At 38.6% G+C, this 15,715-nt stretch carries 16 protein-coding genes and 3 tRNA genes; 13 read left to right on the top strand and 6 right to left on the bottom strand.

Annotation, left to right across the window (positions count from 1 at the left end; translation table 11 throughout):
• Positions 1–172 precede the first annotated feature (172 nt).
• The 4 genes from dksA (at position 173) to E0709_RS09320 (ending at position 4,850) form a co-directional block, all read left to right on the top strand.
• Entirely contained in the window at positions 173–619 is a 447-nt protein-coding gene (gene dksA, locus E0709_RS09335; RefSeq protein ID WP_132300440.1) for an RNA polymerase-binding protein DksA, read from the top strand.
• A 117-nt stretch (positions 620–736) separates the two neighbouring features.
• Complete coding sequence (pcnB, locus tag E0709_RS09330; RefSeq protein ID WP_391540696.1) at positions 737–2,158, top strand: polynucleotide adenylyltransferase PcnB; 1,422 nt, start codon at positions 737–739, stop codon at positions 2,156–2,158.
• 3 nt (positions 2,159–2,161) lie between these two features.
• Entirely contained in the window at positions 2,162–2,650 is a 489-nt protein-coding gene (folK, locus tag E0709_RS09325) for a 2-amino-4-hydroxy-6-hydroxymethyldihydropteridine diphosphokinase (protein ID WP_132300444.1), read from the top strand.
• Between the two features lie 280 nt (positions 2,651–2,930).
• Positions 2,931–4,850 carry an ABC transporter ATP-binding protein gene (locus tag E0709_RS09320; protein WP_132300446.1) on the top strand — a complete coding sequence of 640 codons (1,920 nt, stop codon included), beginning with the start codon at positions 2,931–2,933 and terminating at the stop codon, positions 4,848–4,850.
• Between the two features lie 48 nt (positions 4,851–4,898).
• On the opposite strand, the gene E0709_RS09315 is transcribed toward E0709_RS09320, so the two are convergent.
• Positions 4,899–5,282, bottom strand: coding sequence for a hypothetical protein (locus tag E0709_RS09315; RefSeq protein WP_243640847.1), 384 nt, complete (start codon positions 5,280–5,282; stop codon positions 4,899–4,901).
• A 336-nt stretch (positions 5,283–5,618) separates the two neighbouring features.
• Here E0709_RS09315 and E0709_RS09310 point away from each other — a divergent pair, with 336 nt between their 5' ends.
• The 7 genes from E0709_RS09310 to E0709_RS09280 all read left to right on the top strand — a co-directional run bounded on the left by E0709_RS09310 (position 5,619) and on the right by E0709_RS09280 (position 11,438).
• On the top strand, positions 5,619–5,927 hold the full coding sequence (locus E0709_RS09310) for a helix-turn-helix domain-containing protein (protein ID WP_132300448.1): 309 nt from the start codon (positions 5,619–5,621) through the stop codon (positions 5,925–5,927).
• 120 nt (positions 5,928–6,047) lie between these two features.
• On the top strand, positions 6,048–7,967 hold the full coding sequence (parE, locus tag E0709_RS09305) for a DNA topoisomerase IV subunit B (protein WP_132300450.1): 1,920 nt from the start codon (positions 6,048–6,050) through the stop codon (positions 7,965–7,967).
• Positions 7,968–8,071: 104 nt separating this feature from the next.
• Positions 8,072–10,333 (top strand): DNA topoisomerase IV subunit A, encoded by a 2,262-nt coding sequence (gene parC / locus E0709_RS09300; RefSeq protein WP_132300452.1) that lies wholly within the window; start codon positions 8,072–8,074, stop codon positions 10,331–10,333.
• Between the two features lie 101 nt (positions 10,334–10,434).
• Positions 10,435–10,995 (top strand): CDP-diacylglycerol--glycerol-3-phosphate 3-phosphatidyltransferase, encoded by a 561-nt coding sequence (gene pgsA / locus E0709_RS09295; protein WP_132300454.1) that lies wholly within the window; start codon positions 10,435–10,437, stop codon positions 10,993–10,995.
• 133 nt (positions 10,996–11,128) lie between these two features.
• A tRNA-Gly gene (locus E0709_RS09290) sits at positions 11,129–11,204 on the top strand.
• A 31-nt stretch (positions 11,205–11,235) separates the two neighbouring features.
• Positions 11,236–11,322, top strand: a tRNA-Leu gene (locus tag E0709_RS09285).
• A 42-nt stretch (positions 11,323–11,364) separates the two neighbouring features.
• A tRNA-Cys gene (locus E0709_RS09280) sits at positions 11,365–11,438 on the top strand.
• Positions 11,439–11,589: 151 nt separating this feature from the next.
• Here E0709_RS09280 and grxB read toward each other — a convergent pair.
• From grxB to E0709_RS09255, 5 genes are read right to left on the bottom strand one after another with little or no spacing between them, the layout of a single operon-like run.
• On the bottom strand, positions 11,590–12,240 hold the full coding sequence (gene grxB, locus E0709_RS09275; protein WP_132300456.1) for a glutaredoxin 2: 651 nt from the start codon (positions 12,238–12,240) through the stop codon (positions 11,590–11,592).
• Between the two features lie 27 nt (positions 12,241–12,267).
• Positions 12,268–12,978: a tRNA pseudouridine(65) synthase TruC gene (gene truC, locus E0709_RS09270; RefSeq protein WP_132300458.1), complete on the bottom strand. Its 711-nt coding sequence runs from the start codon at positions 12,976–12,978 to the stop codon at positions 12,268–12,270.
• Positions 12,972–13,298 carry a YqcC family protein gene (locus E0709_RS09265; RefSeq protein ID WP_132300460.1) on the bottom strand — a complete coding sequence of 109 codons (327 nt, stop codon included), beginning with the start codon at positions 13,296–13,298 and terminating at the stop codon, positions 12,972–12,974. Before E0709_RS09265 ends, truC begins: the two co-directional genes overlap by 7 nt.
• Before the next feature lie 4 nt (positions 13,299–13,302).
• Complete coding sequence (locus E0709_RS09260) at positions 13,303–13,659, bottom strand: HepT-like ribonuclease domain-containing protein (protein ID WP_132300462.1); 357 nt, start codon at positions 13,657–13,659, stop codon at positions 13,303–13,305.
• Positions 13,656–13,949: a nucleotidyltransferase family protein gene (locus tag E0709_RS09255; RefSeq protein WP_132300464.1), complete on the bottom strand. Its 294-nt coding sequence runs from the start codon at positions 13,947–13,949 to the stop codon at positions 13,656–13,658. Before E0709_RS09255 ends, E0709_RS09260 begins: the two co-directional genes overlap by 4 nt.
• Positions 13,950–14,062: 113 nt before the next feature.
• Here E0709_RS09255 and E0709_RS09250 point away from each other — a divergent pair, with 113 nt between their 5' ends.
• Both E0709_RS09250 and E0709_RS09245 read left to right on the top strand, forming a co-directional pair.
• Entirely contained in the window at positions 14,063–14,842 is a 780-nt protein-coding gene (locus E0709_RS09250) for a Zn-ribbon-containing protein (protein ID WP_132300466.1), read from the top strand.
• A 9-nt stretch (positions 14,843–14,851) separates the two neighbouring features.
• Positions 14,852–15,700, top strand: coding sequence for a co-chaperone YbbN (locus E0709_RS09245; protein WP_132300468.1), 849 nt, complete (start codon positions 14,852–14,854; stop codon positions 15,698–15,700).
• Positions 15,701–15,715: the final 15 nt, after the last annotated feature.

The raw sequence follows: 15,715 nt of genomic DNA, 5'->3' as shown, positions 1-15,715 counted from the left end.
TAAAGACCGAGTAAATATTGCAATGTTTAGATATTTTTATTTGCTTATTTAGTCAACTTCTGGTATTTATAACGCCTTTAAAATTATCCTCTATTATTTTAGGGAACAACTAACGTGCTTGGCGTCGCTAGAGATGGCTCGCTCAGACAATATATATTGATTGGAGAACAACATGACAAATACAAATAAAGCCTCTTTAAGCCTATTAGCTTTAGCGGGTGTGTCGCCCTATCAAGAAGAAAAAAATGAAGAATATATGAACGAAAAGCAGATTGCTCATTTTCGTAAGATTTTACAAGCATGGTATAACCAAATTGTTAATGAAGCCGGTCGTACTGTCAACCATATGCAAGATGAAGCATCTAATTTTCCAGATCCTGCCGATCGTGCTACGCAAGAAGAAGAATTTAGTTTAGAATTACGCGCCAGAGATCGTGAACGTAAGTTAATGAAGAAAATTGAAAATACTTTAAAAAAATTAGATACCGAAGATTTTGGTTACTGTGATTCTTGCGGTGTGGAAATCGGTATTCGCCGTTTAGAAGCTCGCCCAACCGCAGATCTTTGTATTGATTGTAAAACATTAGCTGAAGTACGTGAAAAACAAATGGGATTTTAGTCCCAATTAAGCTACAAGCTATATAGAATAAAAATCCGGACACAATTTATGTGTCCGTTCGTTTTATTCAAAAACGTTTTATTTACGGAGTTTATTATTTTAACCTACATAAAAAACCTGTTTAGTAAACATTCAAAGCAGGTTAAATCTACTAAAATTGATCGTTCATCACTGAACGTCGTTGTTCATTCAACAAAATCGACAAAGGCAAAGACGAATAAACCAGTTCAGTCTCATAAAAAATACACAGTTAAGGCAAGTCAAGTTAATATTCATGCCCGTATGCTTAGCAAGAATGCTTTGAGTGTGGTTGAAAAACTCAATCGTCACGGTTATGAAGACTATATTGTCGGGGGATGTTTGCGTGATCTTTTATTAGGTAAAACCCCTAAAGATTTTGACGTAGCCACTAATGCTCGTCCAGAGCAAGTACAGGCTATTTTCCAACGTCGTTGCCGTTTAGTGGGGCGTCGTTTTCGTTTAGCTCATATTATGTTTGGACGGGATATTATTGAAGTTGCCACTTTTCGAGCTAGCCACGAAGTTAATCATTCAGAACAACAAGCAAAACAAAATCAAGATGGTATGATCTTGCGTGATAACGTATATGGTACATTAGAGCAAGATGCACAACGCCGTGATTTTACAGTAAACGCCCTTTATTACAGTCCAAGAGATAATAGCATTTATGATTTCTACCACGGCATTGATGATCTTAAAGCCGGGAAATTACGTTTAATCGGTGATCCTGTCACTCGCTATCAGGAAGATCCTGTTCGTATGCTAAGAGCCATTCGTTTTATGGCTAAATTGGATATGTTCTTAGATAAAGCCAGTGAAACACCGATTGTAGAATTAGCACCTTTACTAAAAAATATTCCACCGGCCCGTTTATTTGATGAAAGTCTAAAATTATTACAAACAGGAAGTGGTGAAAAAACCTATTATTTATTGCGTCAATATGGCTTATTTGAACAACTTTTCCCGGCGTTAATACCTTACTTTACCGAACAAGGCGACAGTTTAGCCGAACGTATGATTATCCATTCGTTAAAATCTACTGATGAACGTATTGCCGATAATTTACGTCTGAATTCCGCCTTTTTATTTGCGACTTTTTTCTGGTATCCATTACGTGAAAAAGTGGATATCTTGAAAAACGAAGGTGGCTTAAATAATCATGATGCCTATGCTTTAGCGAGTAATGAGATTATGGATTTATTATGTCATTCCCTTGCCGTACCTCGTCGTCACACGGGTGTTATTCGAGAAATTTGGCTATTACAATTACAACTTTTAAAACGTTCAGGAAGATTTCCTGAACGCACCATGGAACAGCCAAAATTCCGAGCAGCTTATGATTTATTAGCAATGCGAGCAGAAATTGAAGGCGGTGAGAGCATTGAACTAGCCAAATGGTGGCATGAATATCAATTCAGTAATGCGGAACAACGAATCGCCTTGCTGAAAGAGCAAGATAAAAATGCACCAAAACCGAAAAAACGTTATTATCGGAAACGCTCGACTAAGAAGGATTAAATCATGGCTATTGCTTATATCGCCTTAGGTAGTAACTTAAATCAACCAGTACAACAACTTGATTCTGCACTAAATGCTATGGCTAATTTACCGCAAACACAAATATTAGCGGTCAGTTCTTTTTATTGTAGTAAACCGCTAGGACCGCAAGATCAACCTGATTATATCAATGCCGTTGCAAAAATTGAAACGACACTTGAACCTATTGCTTTATTAGATGCGTTACAACAAATTGAGCTAGAACAAGGTCGAGTACGTTTACGTCATTGGGGTGAGCGTACTTTAGATCTTGACATATTGCTTTATGATCAACTGGTGATAAAATCAGAAAGATTAACTATTCCCCATTATGATATGCACAATCGGGAATTTGTCATTGTGCCACTTTATGAAATCGCGCCAGAATTAACTTTATCATCAGGGGAAAAAATATCTGAACTAATAAATAATTTTAAAAATATTCAAATGGAGCTTGTAATTAAAACTAAATAAGTTATAATTGTGAGCATCTTAAGTAATCCCTAATGCTTAAGGTAATTTCACTTAATTGTGATTCCAAAATAAGTGAAAATTTTGTTCATAAATCCTAAACATCCCTAATGAAAATGCAACTGAGAGGTTGCATTTTTTTAATCCCTGAATAATAATATCATTAGTTTATATATTCGTTTATGCATCATAAACAAAATGAACGACTTAACTCAATCAAAGCTACAAATTCCTCCCAAAAACTGCTAAAATCTCTGCAATTTTTTCAATTTAATCAATCATTATGGCATTAATCAGTTTAACCAACGGCTATCTTTCCTTTAGCGATCATCCTTTGCTGGATCACTGCGATTTACATATTGAACCTAACGAGCGAGTTTGTTTGGTGGGACGAAATGGAGCAGGAAAATCCACTCTACTAAAAATTTTGGCTGGCGATGTGACAATGGACGATGGCAAATTGCTGTTGAGCCAAGATTTGGTGGTGTCTCGTTTGGAGCAAGATCCGCCACGTAATGCGTCGGGCAATGTGTTTGATTATGTCGCAGAAGGCATCGGGCATTTGGCGGATCTCTTAAAAGAATATCATCATCTTTCTATCCAATTTGAACAGAATTACAGCGATAATCTGTTAAACAAATTAGCTAGCGTACAAGCCCAATTAGAACACGCTAACGGTTGGCAATTTGATAATAAAATCAAGGAAGTATTGATAAAACTCAATCTGAATCCTGAAACCAAACTGGCGGATTTATCCGGCGGTTGGTTACGCAAAGCCGCATTAGCTCGAGCATTGGTATGTAATCCTGATGTGTTGCTATTAGACGAACCCACTAACCATTTAGACGTCGATGCCATTGAGTGGTTGGAAGACTTTCTGCTAGCGTTTAAAGGCAGTATTGTGTTTATCTCGCATGACCGTTCCTTTATCCGCAAAATGGCGACACGCATTGTGGATCTTGACCGTGGACAACTGGTGTCCTATTCGAGCGATTACGATAATTATCTCACCACCAAAGAAGAAAACCTTCGAGTGGAAGAATTGCAAAATGCCCTATTTGATAAAAAACTCGCCCAAGAAGAAGTGTGGATTCGGCAAGGCATTAAAGCTCGCCGAACCCGTAACGAAGGGCGTGTAAAAGCCTTAAAAGCTTTGCGAGAAGAACGCCGTCAACGCCGTGATCAACTGGGTACAGCCAAGTTACAACTGGATCAATCCAGCCGTTCGGGCAAAATTGTGTTTGAAGTGGAAAATGCCAGTTTTGATATTGACGGCAAAAAATTACTCACCAACTTTAGCACCATCATTTTGCGTGGCGATAAAATTGCTTTAGTGGGTGCCAATGGTTGTGGAAAAACGACTTTTATTAAACTATTACTCGAACAACTTAAACCCACTTCAGGAAAAATCCGTTGTGGCACCAAATTAGACATTGCCTATTTCGACCAATATCGGGTGGATCTTGATCCCGAAAAATCTGTTATGGATAATGTGGCAGACGGCAAGCAAGATATTGAAGTCAACGGCATTAAACGCCACGTGTTAGGCTATTTACAAGATTTCTTATTTCCACCCAAACGAGCCATGACCCCTGTCAAAGCCCTATCGGGCGGTGAACGTAATCGCTTATTGTTGGCAAAATTATTATTAAAGCCGAATAATTTATTAATTCTGGACGAACCAACTAACGATTTAGATGTGGAAACACTTGAATTATTGGAAGAAATTCTCGCTGATTATCAAGGCACGCTACTCATCGTCAGCCACGACCGTCAATTTATTGATAACGTTGCTACCGAATGTTATATGTTTGAAGGCGATGGTGTGTTGAATAAATATGTGGGTGGTTATTTTGATGCTAAACAGCAACAAGCCAATGTGTTGGCTCAAAAAGCCACAAACGCCCCCATTAAAACGGAAAAAAGTGCGGTAAAAAATGCCGAAATTTTAACAAAACCGAAAAAACAGGCGGTAAAACTTTCCTATAAAGAACAGCGTGAGCTGGAGCAATTACCAGAATTATTGGAAAACCTAGAACAACAAATCACTGCCCTTCAAGGGGAAGTGGGTAGCCCTGAGTTTTTTCAACAAGATCACAGTTATACCGCTGAAAAATTGCAACAATTAGCCGATCTTGAAACAGAATTGGAACAGGCGTTTGAACGGTGGGAAGCGTTGGAAGAGAAGAAGAATAATAGTTAATCGAAATTTTGAGAGCCTATAACAATCCTGATTATAGGCTCTAGAATGTTATTTTTTTGTATTACTTTGGATTTTATCTATATATTCTAGTGTTCGTTCTTGAGTTTTATCCAGCATTTCACCTGAATCTAATTTATCACCCCATTCCGTTACCTTATTATTTAATAAGGTAACAGACAAACGATCTTGAGATAACATTTGATTATCAACAACATTAAACCCAACCAATACAAGTCCCCAATAGCTTAAAACTTCTACTTGCCCCTTATTAGTACTTCTAGCAAATACTTTCTTTGGTTCGCCCAATAAGTTAATGACTTCCTGCTTAGTCATACCCATTTGTAAATTCATTGCCAATTGATTATATGATGGTTTATTTGCACAACCGACCAAAAAGCAAAATATGACCGTTATCATCCATTTCTTCAACATAAAAATATCCTATAGGTTAATTGTTAATGTTTATTTGGTTGTTATGTCAATAACAACCAAAAAGAGTATACTCTTTTGAAAAATTTGGCGATTCAGTACGTTCTTTCTTCTTATTTTTGTGATCTTGATTCCAAAATCTGCGGTGAAAAAATTCCAAAGGAATTTTCAACGTTGCGTAGCAACGGGGACGAAGCCCCGAACAATCCTATTAAGGATTGTGAGTAAAAATTGCTGAATTTTCTACATTGGTATAGATTTCCTGATACCCCCCCATACTTGTCTGTTGTGGAATGATAAACTATAATCTACGGAGAAATTTGTAATTGGAGAATAAGGATGAAAGGCTTTACGAATTTTAAAGATATCTTAGCTGAGTTACCTATTGAACGCCAAGAAAAAATAAAACAAGAAACCGAACGTATGTTGATAGATCTTACTCTTGATCAGATTCGTGAAGAATTGGAACGCTATCAACAACAACTTTCTAACGCTCTCAATATCAGTTCACCACGTGTGACGCCAATAGAAAGACAGGGTGATAATATTTACCTTTCATCAGTTAAGCGTTATGTGGAGGCAATGGGGGGACAGCTTAGTCTTTCAGTGGCGTTGCCAACAGGGAAGACGGTTTCTTTTGCGTTATAGAAGAAAATTAACGCTCCCTAATTGTAGGGGCGTATTGCATACGCCCAAATCTACGCTCCGTCAATCATAAGGGCGTATGCAATACGCCCCTACAATAAATCATAAAATATATTATACACTATGACCGAAAAACAATACGACTCAATAAACATTCAGGTTCTCAAAGGCTTAGAACCTGTGCAGGTTCGCCCAGGGATGTACACCGATACCACTCGCCCAAATCATTTAGGGCAAGAAGTCATTGATAACAGCGTAGATGAAGCTCTTGCAGGTTATGCCACTAAAATTGAAGTGATTTTACACAAAGATCAATCTTTAGAAGTCACCGATAATGGTCGAGGGATGCCAGTGGATATGCACCCAACCGAAAAAATGTCAGGGGTAGAAGTGATCTTGACTAAACTACACGCAGGCGGAAAATTTTCCAATAAAAATTATGAATTTTCTGGCGGTTTGCATGGTGTAGGAATTTCTGTAGTGAATGCCCTTTCCGAACGGGTGGACGTGACCATTAAACGTAACGGCGAAGTGCATCATATTGCCTTTGCTAATGGAGAAAAAGTCGAAGAACTTGAAGTTGTTGACAGTTGTGGACGGCGAAATACAGGAACAACCGTCCATTTCAAACCTAATCCCAAATATTTTGACAGCGATAAATTTTCCGTTTCTCGGTTGCGTCATTTATTGCGGGCAAAAGCTGTGTTGTGTTCGGGGTTGGAAATTAAATTTATTGATAAAGTCAACGGTACCGAAGATATTTGGCTTTATCAAGATGGTTTATCTGATTATTTAAGTGAAGCCGTCAATGGTTTTAATACTCTACCTGAAACGCCGTTTGTAGGCGAATTTAAGGCCAATTACGAAGCGGTTTCTTGGGCTTTATTATGGTTACCTGAGGGGGGCGAATTACTCGGTGAAAGCTATGTAAATTTAATTCCGACTGTTCTAGGAGGCACCCATGTCAATGGCTTGCGTCAAGGTTTGCTTGACGCTATGCGAGAGTTTTGTGAGTTCCACAATTTATTGCCACGCAATGTTAAACTTACGGCTGATGACCTGTGGGATCGTTGTGCCTATGTGTTGTCGCTAAAAATGCATGATCCGCAATTTTCAGGGCAAACCAAAGAACGCTTATCTTCTCGTCAAAGTGCGGTATTTATTAGCGGTGTGGTGAAAGATGCTTTCAGTCTTTGGCTGAATAATAACGTAGAACAAGCTAAAGCCTTGGCGGAAATGGCGATTAGTTCGGCACAAAAACGCTTAAATGCAGCGAAAAAAGTGGTGCGTAAAAAACTGACATCAGGTCCTGCACTACCCGGTAAATTGGCAGATTGTTCGCAGCAAGATTTGGATCGCACCGAGCTGTTTTTAGTGGAAGGGGATTCTGCGGGCGGTTCCGCCAAACAGGCTCGGAATCGAGATTATCAAGCGATTTTGCCATTACGAGGTAAAATTCTAAATACTTGGGAAGTGGCTTCTGATCAGGTGTTAGGCTCGGAAGAAGTGCATAATATTGCGGTGGCACTGGGGATTGACCCCGATAGTGATGATTTAAGTCAACTCCGCTATGGCAAAGTCTGTATTCTCGCTGATGCGGACAGCGATGGTTTACATATTGCTACCCTACTTTGTGCATTATTTTTACGCCATTTTCCAAAACTCGTACAACAAGGACATGTTTTTGTAGCAATGCCACCGTTGTATCGCATTGACTTAGGCAAAGAAGTTTATTATGCCCTTGACGAAAGCGAAAAAGAAGGGATTTTAGATCGTCTCAAAGGTAAACGTGGACAACTTAATGTACAACGTTTCAAAGGGTTAGGAGAAATGAATCCAAGCCAGTTACGGGAAACGACAATGGATCCAAATACTCGCCGTTTGGTACAATTAACTTATCAAGTAGAAAGCGCGGTAGAAAATAATAATGTTTTGCCAAACGACACCTTTGAGTTAATGGATATGTTACTCAATAAAAAGCGAGCAGATGACCGTAAAAACTGGTTGCAAGAGAAAGGAGATTTGGTAGATTTGACGGTCTAACACTCATATTATTGTAGGGGCGGACCTATGTGTCCGCCCGCCAAAAACGGAGCGTAATTTTCGGGCGGGACACATAGATCCGTCCCTACGGAATGAATAAAAATATGACAGAAAATAACTCAACAATCAACTATGAAGGCATTGAACAAATGCCACTTCGCACTTTTACCGAAAGTGCTTATTTAAATTATTCCATGTATGTAATCATGGATCGTGCCTTGCCGTTTATCGGTGACGGTCTTAAGCCTGTACAACGTCGCATTATTTATTCCATGTCGGAACTTGGTTTAAACGCCAGTGCAAAATATAAAAAATCTGCTCGTACCGTGGGTGATGTATTAGGTAAATTTCATCCACATGGTGACAGTGCTTGTTATGAAGCCATGGTATTAATGGCTCAATCTTTTTCTTATCGCTATCCATTAGTGGACGGACAAGGTAACTGGGGATCAGTGGACGATCCAAAATACTTTGCGGCAATGCGTTATACGGAATCACGACTTGCCAAAATATCTGAAGTATTACTTGGAGAATTAGGGCAAGGCACGGTAGATTATCAACCAAATTTTGATGGTACATTACAAGAACCGCAATATTTACCTGCTCGCCTACCGCATATTTTGTTAAATGGTACAACAGGCATTGCGGTGGGAATGGCAACAGATATTCCCCCCCATAATATCAATGAAATTGCCGATGCGTGCATTATGTTATTAGAGAATCCAAAGGCAACGCTAGATGATTTATTAACCATTGTACAAGGTCCTGACTTCCCAACCGAAGCCGAAATTATCACGCCGAAAACGGATATTCGCAAAATTTACCAGCAAGGGCGTGGTTCAATAAAAATGCGTGCAACATGGAAAAAAGAAGACGGCGAAATTATCATTACTGCCGTGCCACATCAATCGTCACCAACCAAAATTCAAGCGCAAATTGCCGAACAAATGAATAGCAAAAAGCTGCCAATGTTGGAAGATATGCGTGATGAGGCGGATCAAGATAACCCTGTACGAATCGTGTTGGTGCCACGTTCTAACCGTGTGGATGTGGATGCCGTAATGGCACATTTATTTGCGACCACCGATCTGGAGCGATCTTATCGCGTGAATATGAATATGATCGGTCTCGATCATAAACCTGCAGTGAAAGGCTTGTTGGCAATATTAACCGAATGGCTTCAATTCCGCCGCACTACCGTGACTCGTCGTTTACAACATCGGTTAGACAAGGTGTTGGCAAGATTACATATTTTAGCGGGGCTAATGATTGCTTATCTCAATATTGACGAAGTGATTGAGGTTATCCGCCACGAAGATGACCCCAAACCCGAACTTATCGCCCGATTTAACTTGAGTGAAGAACAAGCGGAAGCCATTTTAAACTTGCGTTTACGCCATTTAGCCAAATTGGAAGAACAAGAATTAAAAGCAGAACAGGATAAACTTGCCGAAGAACGGGAACAATTAGAGCTGTTACTCAGTTCTGAACGCCGTTTAAATACGCTGATTAAAAAAGAAATTCAACAGGATGCCAAAACCTACGCTAGCCCACGCCGTTCACCATTAGTTGAACGTGCGGAAGCCAAAGCCATTTCAGAAGCAGAAATGTTACCTGCTGAAGCGATCACCGTGATTTTATCAGAACAAGGATGGGTACGTTGTGCTAAAGGTCATGAAATTGATGTGACAGGGTTAAATTACAAAGCTGGCGATAAATATCTTGACCACGCTCAAGGTAAAAGTAATCAGTCTGCAGTGTTTATTGATAGTACGGGTCGAAGTTATGCACTGGATCCATTAAGTTTGCCATCGGCTCGTTCACAGGGAGAACCTCTTACCGGCAAACTTACCTTGCCTAGCGGAGCAAATGTAGCGCAAGTATTAATTGAAAATAACGATCAAGCTTTATTAATGTCATCCAGTGCGGGTTATGGTTTTATTTGTCAATTTGATGATTTAGTCGCTCGCAATAAAGCGGGTAAAGCGGTAATTAGCTTACCGGAGAATGCTAAAGTGCTACCGATCGAAATTCTGCCAAAAAACACCGCGCTTTTAGTGGCATTAACTCAAGCTGGACGCATGTTAATCTTCCCCGTGGCGGATTTACCACAGCTTGCCAAAGGTAAAGGTAATAAAATTATCACAATATCTGCTGCCGATCTGAAAGCGGATAAAGATAGCCTGGTGAAATTGCTGTTAATTTCCGAACGAGCCAGCTTGGTATTTTATTCGGGTAAACGTAAAATCACCTTAAAACCAGAAGACTTGCAAAAATTCCGTGCTGAACGAGGTCGCAAAGGGTCAAATTTACCACGTGGTTTACACAGTGGTGTAGAAATTAAAGTAATCGAACCAGCAGAATAGTATAAAAACAACATAGGGGAAAATTTCCCCTATTTTCCATTTTCCAAATGACAAAATATGCTTTAGAATAAAACAAAATTCTAACACGACATTGTTATGCTATGAAACTAAATTTTCCAACCCTATTAACGATTTTCCGAGTAATATTAATTCCATTTTTTATTATTGCTTTTTACTTGCCCGCCTATTGGACCAATATTGTTACCACAGCAATTTTCTTTGTAGCATCTATCACTGATTTATTTGATGGTTATTTAGCTCGTAGATGGAAACAAACTACTCGGTTTGGGGCTTTCTTAGATCCGGTGGCAGATAAAGTAATTGTATCCGCGGCGCTGATTTTAATTGTAGAATACTATCATGTCTTTTGGATTACGATACCCGCTATTGTGGTTATCTCAAGGGAAATTATTGTTTCCGCTTTACGTGAATGGATGGCTGAAATCGGTAGTCGTACTAAAGTGGCAGTATCTTGGATTGGTAAAGTCAAAACTACCGCTCAAATGTTGGCACTTGGTGGATTGTTATGGCGTTATAATGAATTAATGGAATATTCTGCTATTGCACTACTTTATATAGCTGCAATTCTAACTATTTGGTCAATGATGCAGTATTTAAACGCGGCAAAAGAACCTTTATTACAAGATCATAGCCATGAATAATTAACTTGTTTACAAAAAATCAAGAAATCGACTTAAAATTAGTCGCTTGAATTTATTATTGAAAATAACATTTGACTAGGATCAGAAAATCCGTAAAATTCACTTCCGTTAACAGCAACAAGCTGACGACAAAGCGGGAATAGCTCAGTTGGTAGAGCACGACCTTGCCAAGGTCGGGGTCGCGAGTTCGAGCCTCGTTTCCCGCTCCAAATTAACCTAATCAGTTAGGAAATGCGTTTGGCCCGAGTGGCGGAATCGGTAGACGCAAGGGATTTAAAATCCCTCGCCTTTCGGGGCGTGCCAGTTCAAGTCTGGCCTCGGGCACCATAAATTATTCAATGAAATCAACCAATTATAATTCTTGTCTAGGGTATGTTAGCAAAGCGGTTATGCACTGGATTGCAAATCCATGTAGCTTGGTTCGACTCCGGGACATACCTCCAGTAACTCAAGTAAAATCATTAAAAGCTATATAAAGGCTTAATAGACAAAAGTGTTGCTAAAGAAATAAAAAATAATCATTAGCAACTATTTTGCCTACTATGCCCAATTTTACTAGGAAAATCAAAAAAGTGCGGTATTTTTTGCTGGTTTTTAAATTGCTCTATCAAAATAAAGATCAATTCCACTTAATTTCGCCATGGTATGAATATAATTTTCAATACGGCTTGGGAATTTCACGCCTTTCACACAAGTTAAATTACGCAACATCGGGAACAGCATAATATCTTCAATAGACAGTTGTTGACCATTGGCTTTATCTCCCGCCAAAATCAAGGTTTCAAGCATAGGCAAATCTTGCTGTAATCTTGCTAAATATTGCTCCGTTTGAGCCAAATTTTCAGTAAAATCACCGATAGATACCGATTTCTTATTAACGAAATAGTCTAATGCACTTTGCGTTTTATATTCTGGCAAACCTAGCTGCACAAAACGTGGCAAAAGAAGATGATTATAATAGCTACCGATTTGCTTAATCATGGTTTCTAATTCAGGGCGGACCTGATCAGACAAACATTTTTCACCATAATGTTGATCCACATAACGCACAATATCTAAACTTTCTGGCATAGCAGAACCATCATCTTTCAATAAAATAGGGACGGCTTTTTTACCAATTAACCCTACAGGTGTGGCTTCATCATCATTTTGAATATAAACCAATTCAACAGGAAGCTGTTTAAAACCAAAAATCATTCTGGCACGTACACAATAAGGGCAGTGATCGTAAACATAAAGTTTCATCTTTTTCTCCTTTCATTCATCATCATATTACCATTTAAATATTTCAAACAGGGTTTTCCATTGTTCATCTAACCCTGCTTTCACCTGAACTAACTCATTTGTGACAGAGTGACTAAATTCAAGTTTTTCAGCATGTAACATCAACCGACTGACGCCTGTTTTTTCTGCCAACGCCCGATTTTGGTGTAAATCACCATATTGGGTATCACCTAAAATTGGGTGAAAAACATGCTTCATGTGACGGCGTAACTGATGTTTTCGCCCTGTTTGTGGGGTTAAACGCACCAACGAATAACGAGCCGTTTGATATTTTCCTACCGCATAAGGCATTTCAACCGTTTTTAAGCCTTGATAATCCGTGATTGCCGATTGTGGTTCTTTATTCTCTTGAGCAAATTTATCCGCAATTTTATCTAATTGAATTTTAAGTGGATAATCAATGCGTTCTTCCCCTGTTAAATAACCACGCACCACCGCTAAATAGCTTTTCTGTACGGTTTTATTTTCAAATTGCTGACACATCAAATTGGCGATGTCACTATTTAAGGCGAATAACAATACACCCGACGTAGGACGATCCAAGCGATGAATCGGAAAAACATGTTGACCAATTTGATCTCGCAAGGTTTGCATCACAAACTGCGTTTCATACCTATCTAACCAACTGCGGTGTACCAACATTCCCGCAGGTTTATTCACGGCAACTAAATATTCATCTTGATATAAGATTTCTAGCATTGGCTTAACAGCTTTTCAATTTCAATGATCGGTCTTAACAATTCGCCTAACCGCTCTTGCTCTTTTAACGCTTCTTCCACATAAGGTGAAATTGCAATTTTGCTCGGCAACACTGCCCCACTTTCTAATAACGCCCACATTCTCGGGATAAAAATCCACTGTAACCATTCGTGAGCTTGCATATAGTCAATGGCAAAAGGCTCTTGACTGGCAAAGGCTTGTTTAGACGGTGGCACCGTTTGCCATAGGTCTAGTTCTTGTAGGATTTTTTGTAAATTGCGTAAATGGATTTTGGTTTTGTGATGTAAGAGTTGAGCCATTTATTCATTTTCCTTGATTGACCAAATCTACTAGTCTAGGAATCTGCTCAAGCAATTTTGGCACTTGATGATTTAACGTTTCCCATACTAACAAAGGATCAATTTCATTATAACCATGAACTAACCTATGTCGCATTCCTGCAATATCTTTCCATGGAATAAAATCTGTCAATAACAAAAAATCAGGTTCCTTTTGTTTTAATGTAGTGCTAATTTCGCCTAAAGTGATCAGATTAAGGGTAACTGCTTGCTGTGTTTTGCGATCTTTTAAAAAATCCGCTTCCGTCATCCCCTCTATAAATAACAAGGCTTCTTCCGCATAGCATTGCAAATCGTTTATATAGCTCAATAATCTATTCATACTGAAATCGCTTCTCGTAATACTTTTTCTTTAAATTTCAAAGGTAAACTACTTTCTTCCATTAAATCAAAATTCTCACCAAACACTTCTTGTAAATCAGAGCATAACCCCCCAATATCAAACAAACTTGAACCAGGTAAAACTTCTACTAAAAAATCAATATCACTATTTTCTGTATCTTCACCACGAGCAACGGATCCAAATACCCTTAAATTTTTTAATTTAGGATAAGTGGAAAAAATTTGTCTTACTTTTGTTCTGTTTTGATTTAGAATTTCGGAAGGTTTCATTTTAGTTTACCTAGTTGTTTTATCAACATAACTTATTATAGGGACTGTTGTTCTCGATCTCAATCTCAAATTAAGGTAACATAACCGCTATTTTAATTAAATTTTTAGCAAAAATGTACCTTATCGACATCTTTTTACAAAACCAACAACCCGAATATCATCAACAGCAATTTATTCTACTGGGTGAATTAATTGACGAGTGGCGGTATAACGGGCAAATTCTCGGGCGGGAAATTCCTGTGTTTCAAGCAGAACAAGAAGACCAGCAAGGCTTTGGGCTCAAAGTTATTTGCCCTGAACAACATAGCCTATTACCTGAACATAACAACAGCGAAGTTAATCGTTGCCTTGAAAATTTGCAAAAGTGCGGTGTTTTTTTGCAAAGTTTTCAGATTGTGGCAGACGATTTAATGTCAGATCAAACCAACCAAAACGATCCAACATGGCAAGTGCTTTACACCACTTATTTACGCTCTAGCTCACCTGTGGTGAATGGCGATAATCTTGCCCCAATTCCACTGTATAAAATCGCTCAAAACCAACCGCACTTAAGTCTTGATTTAATTAAATGGTTGGAAGATTGGCAAGCCTGCGATCAGTTGCAGATGAATGGTTCAGTATTAGAAAAATCTGCCCTACTTGAAATTTCAGATATTAATAGCCATTTAAGTAAACACGGTCGGGCATTATGTCAAGAAGTGGAACAGGTTTCAGGCGTGCCAACCTACTATTATCTTTACCGTATCGGGGGTGATAATTTGAGTGCTGAACAACAACGTTGTTGCCCCTGTTGTGGTGGTGAATGGCGGTTAAATACCCCCATTGCAGACGTGTTTTATTTTAAATGTGATCATTGCCGTTTAGTGTCAAATTTATCGTGGAATTTTTTATAAGGAAACAATATGCAAGACTATATTATTGAAATTAATCAACAAAATATTACAGAAACGTTACAACTTTCCCAACAAACACCATTAGTTTTGGTATTTTATGCTCCAAGCCACGAAACTTCGTTAAATTTCACCGCACTTTTAACCCGTTATGCAGATAAATACCAAGGGCAATTTTTACTCGCTAAAGTCAACTGTGAAACAGAACAACAAGTTGTGATGCAATTTGGTATTCAAGCCTTGCCAACCACTTATTTATTTAAAGAAGCACAAGCAGTAGATGCTTTCCAAACAGCATTGCCAGAAGATCAACTTGAACAACATTTAGCCTTGATTTTACCCAAAGAAGAAGAAATTAAATTTAATTTGGCATTGGATTTCTTACAGGCTGAAAACTATGAAGCCGCCTTACCCTTATTAAAAGAAGCATGGCAAGCATCAGAACAAAAAAATAGTGATATAGCCCTACTCTATGCGGAAACCTATATTACCATGAAAAAAACCGAACCCGCACAAGAGATTTTGAATAAAATCCCCTTACAAGATCGTGATAGTCGCTGGCAAGGCTTGCAAGCTCAAATTGATTTATTAATCAAAGCTGCCGACACGCCAGAAATCCAGCAATTACAACAAGATTATGCACAGAATCCACATCCTGATATTGCGTTAAAATTAGCGGTACAACTTCATCAGGCTAACCGAAATGAACAAGCATTAGAGTTATTATTTAGCATTTTGCGACAAGATTTGAGTGCAGAAAACGGGGAAGTAAAAAGACTATTTTTGGAAATTATTGCAGCACTAGGCAGTGATCCTATAGCTAATAAGTATCGCCGATTGATTTATTCGCTATTATATTAAAAAAATTTGTTATAA

The sequence above is a fragment of the Lonepinella koalarum genome (assembly GCF_004565475.1).
Lineage (GTDB): Bacteria > Pseudomonadota > Gammaproteobacteria > Enterobacterales > Pasteurellaceae > Lonepinella > Lonepinella koalarum.
The sequence above is the reverse complement of the archived record's forward strand: the minus strand, read 5'-3'. Positions and strand labels throughout refer to the sequence as shown.

Bases quoted from the DNA above. Each gene is read 5' to 3' on its own strand.
- E0709_RS09310 (WP_132300448.1), top strand. From the start codon at position 5,619: ATGAAAGGCTTTACGAATTTTAAAGATATCTTAGCTGAGTTACCTATT.
- E0709_RS09315 (WP_243640847.1), bottom strand. From the start codon at position 5,282: ATGTTGAAGAAATGGATGATAACGGTCATATTTTGCTTTTTGGTCGGT.
- pgsA (WP_132300454.1), top strand. From the start codon at position 10,435: ATGAAACTAAATTTTCCAACCCTATTAACGATTTTCCGAGTAATATTA.
- truC (WP_132300458.1), bottom strand. From the start codon at position 12,978: ATGCTAGAAATCTTATATCAAGATGAATATTTAGTTGCCGTGAATAAA.
- E0709_RS09255 (WP_132300464.1), bottom strand. From the start codon at position 13,949: ATGAAACCTTCCGAAATTCTAAATCAAAACAGAACAAAAGTAAGACAA.
- E0709_RS09265 (WP_132300460.1), bottom strand. From the start codon at position 13,298: ATGGCTCAACTCTTACATCACAAAACCAAAATCCATTTACGCAATTTA.
- parC (WP_132300452.1), top strand. From the start codon at position 8,072: ATGACAGAAAATAACTCAACAATCAACTATGAAGGCATTGAACAAATG.
- E0709_RS09260 (WP_132300462.1), bottom strand. From the start codon at position 13,659: ATGAATAGATTATTGAGCTATATAAACGATTTGCAATGCTATGCGGAA.
- folK (WP_132300444.1), top strand. From the start codon at position 2,162: ATGGCTATTGCTTATATCGCCTTAGGTAGTAACTTAAATCAACCAGTA.
- E0709_RS09245 (WP_132300468.1), top strand. From the start codon at position 14,852: ATGCAAGACTATATTATTGAAATTAATCAACAAAATATTACAGAAACG.
- E0709_RS09320 (WP_132300446.1), top strand. From the start codon at position 2,931: ATGGCATTAATCAGTTTAACCAACGGCTATCTTTCCTTTAGCGATCAT.
- grxB (WP_132300456.1), bottom strand. From the start codon at position 12,240: ATGAAACTTTATGTTTACGATCACTGCCCTTATTGTGTACGTGCCAGA.
- parE (WP_132300450.1), top strand. From the start codon at position 6,048: ATGACCGAAAAACAATACGACTCAATAAACATTCAGGTTCTCAAAGGC.
- dksA (WP_132300440.1), top strand. From the start codon at position 173: ATGACAAATACAAATAAAGCCTCTTTAAGCCTATTAGCTTTAGCGGGT.
- E0709_RS09250 (WP_132300466.1), top strand. From the start codon at position 14,063: ATGTACCTTATCGACATCTTTTTACAAAACCAACAACCCGAATATCAT.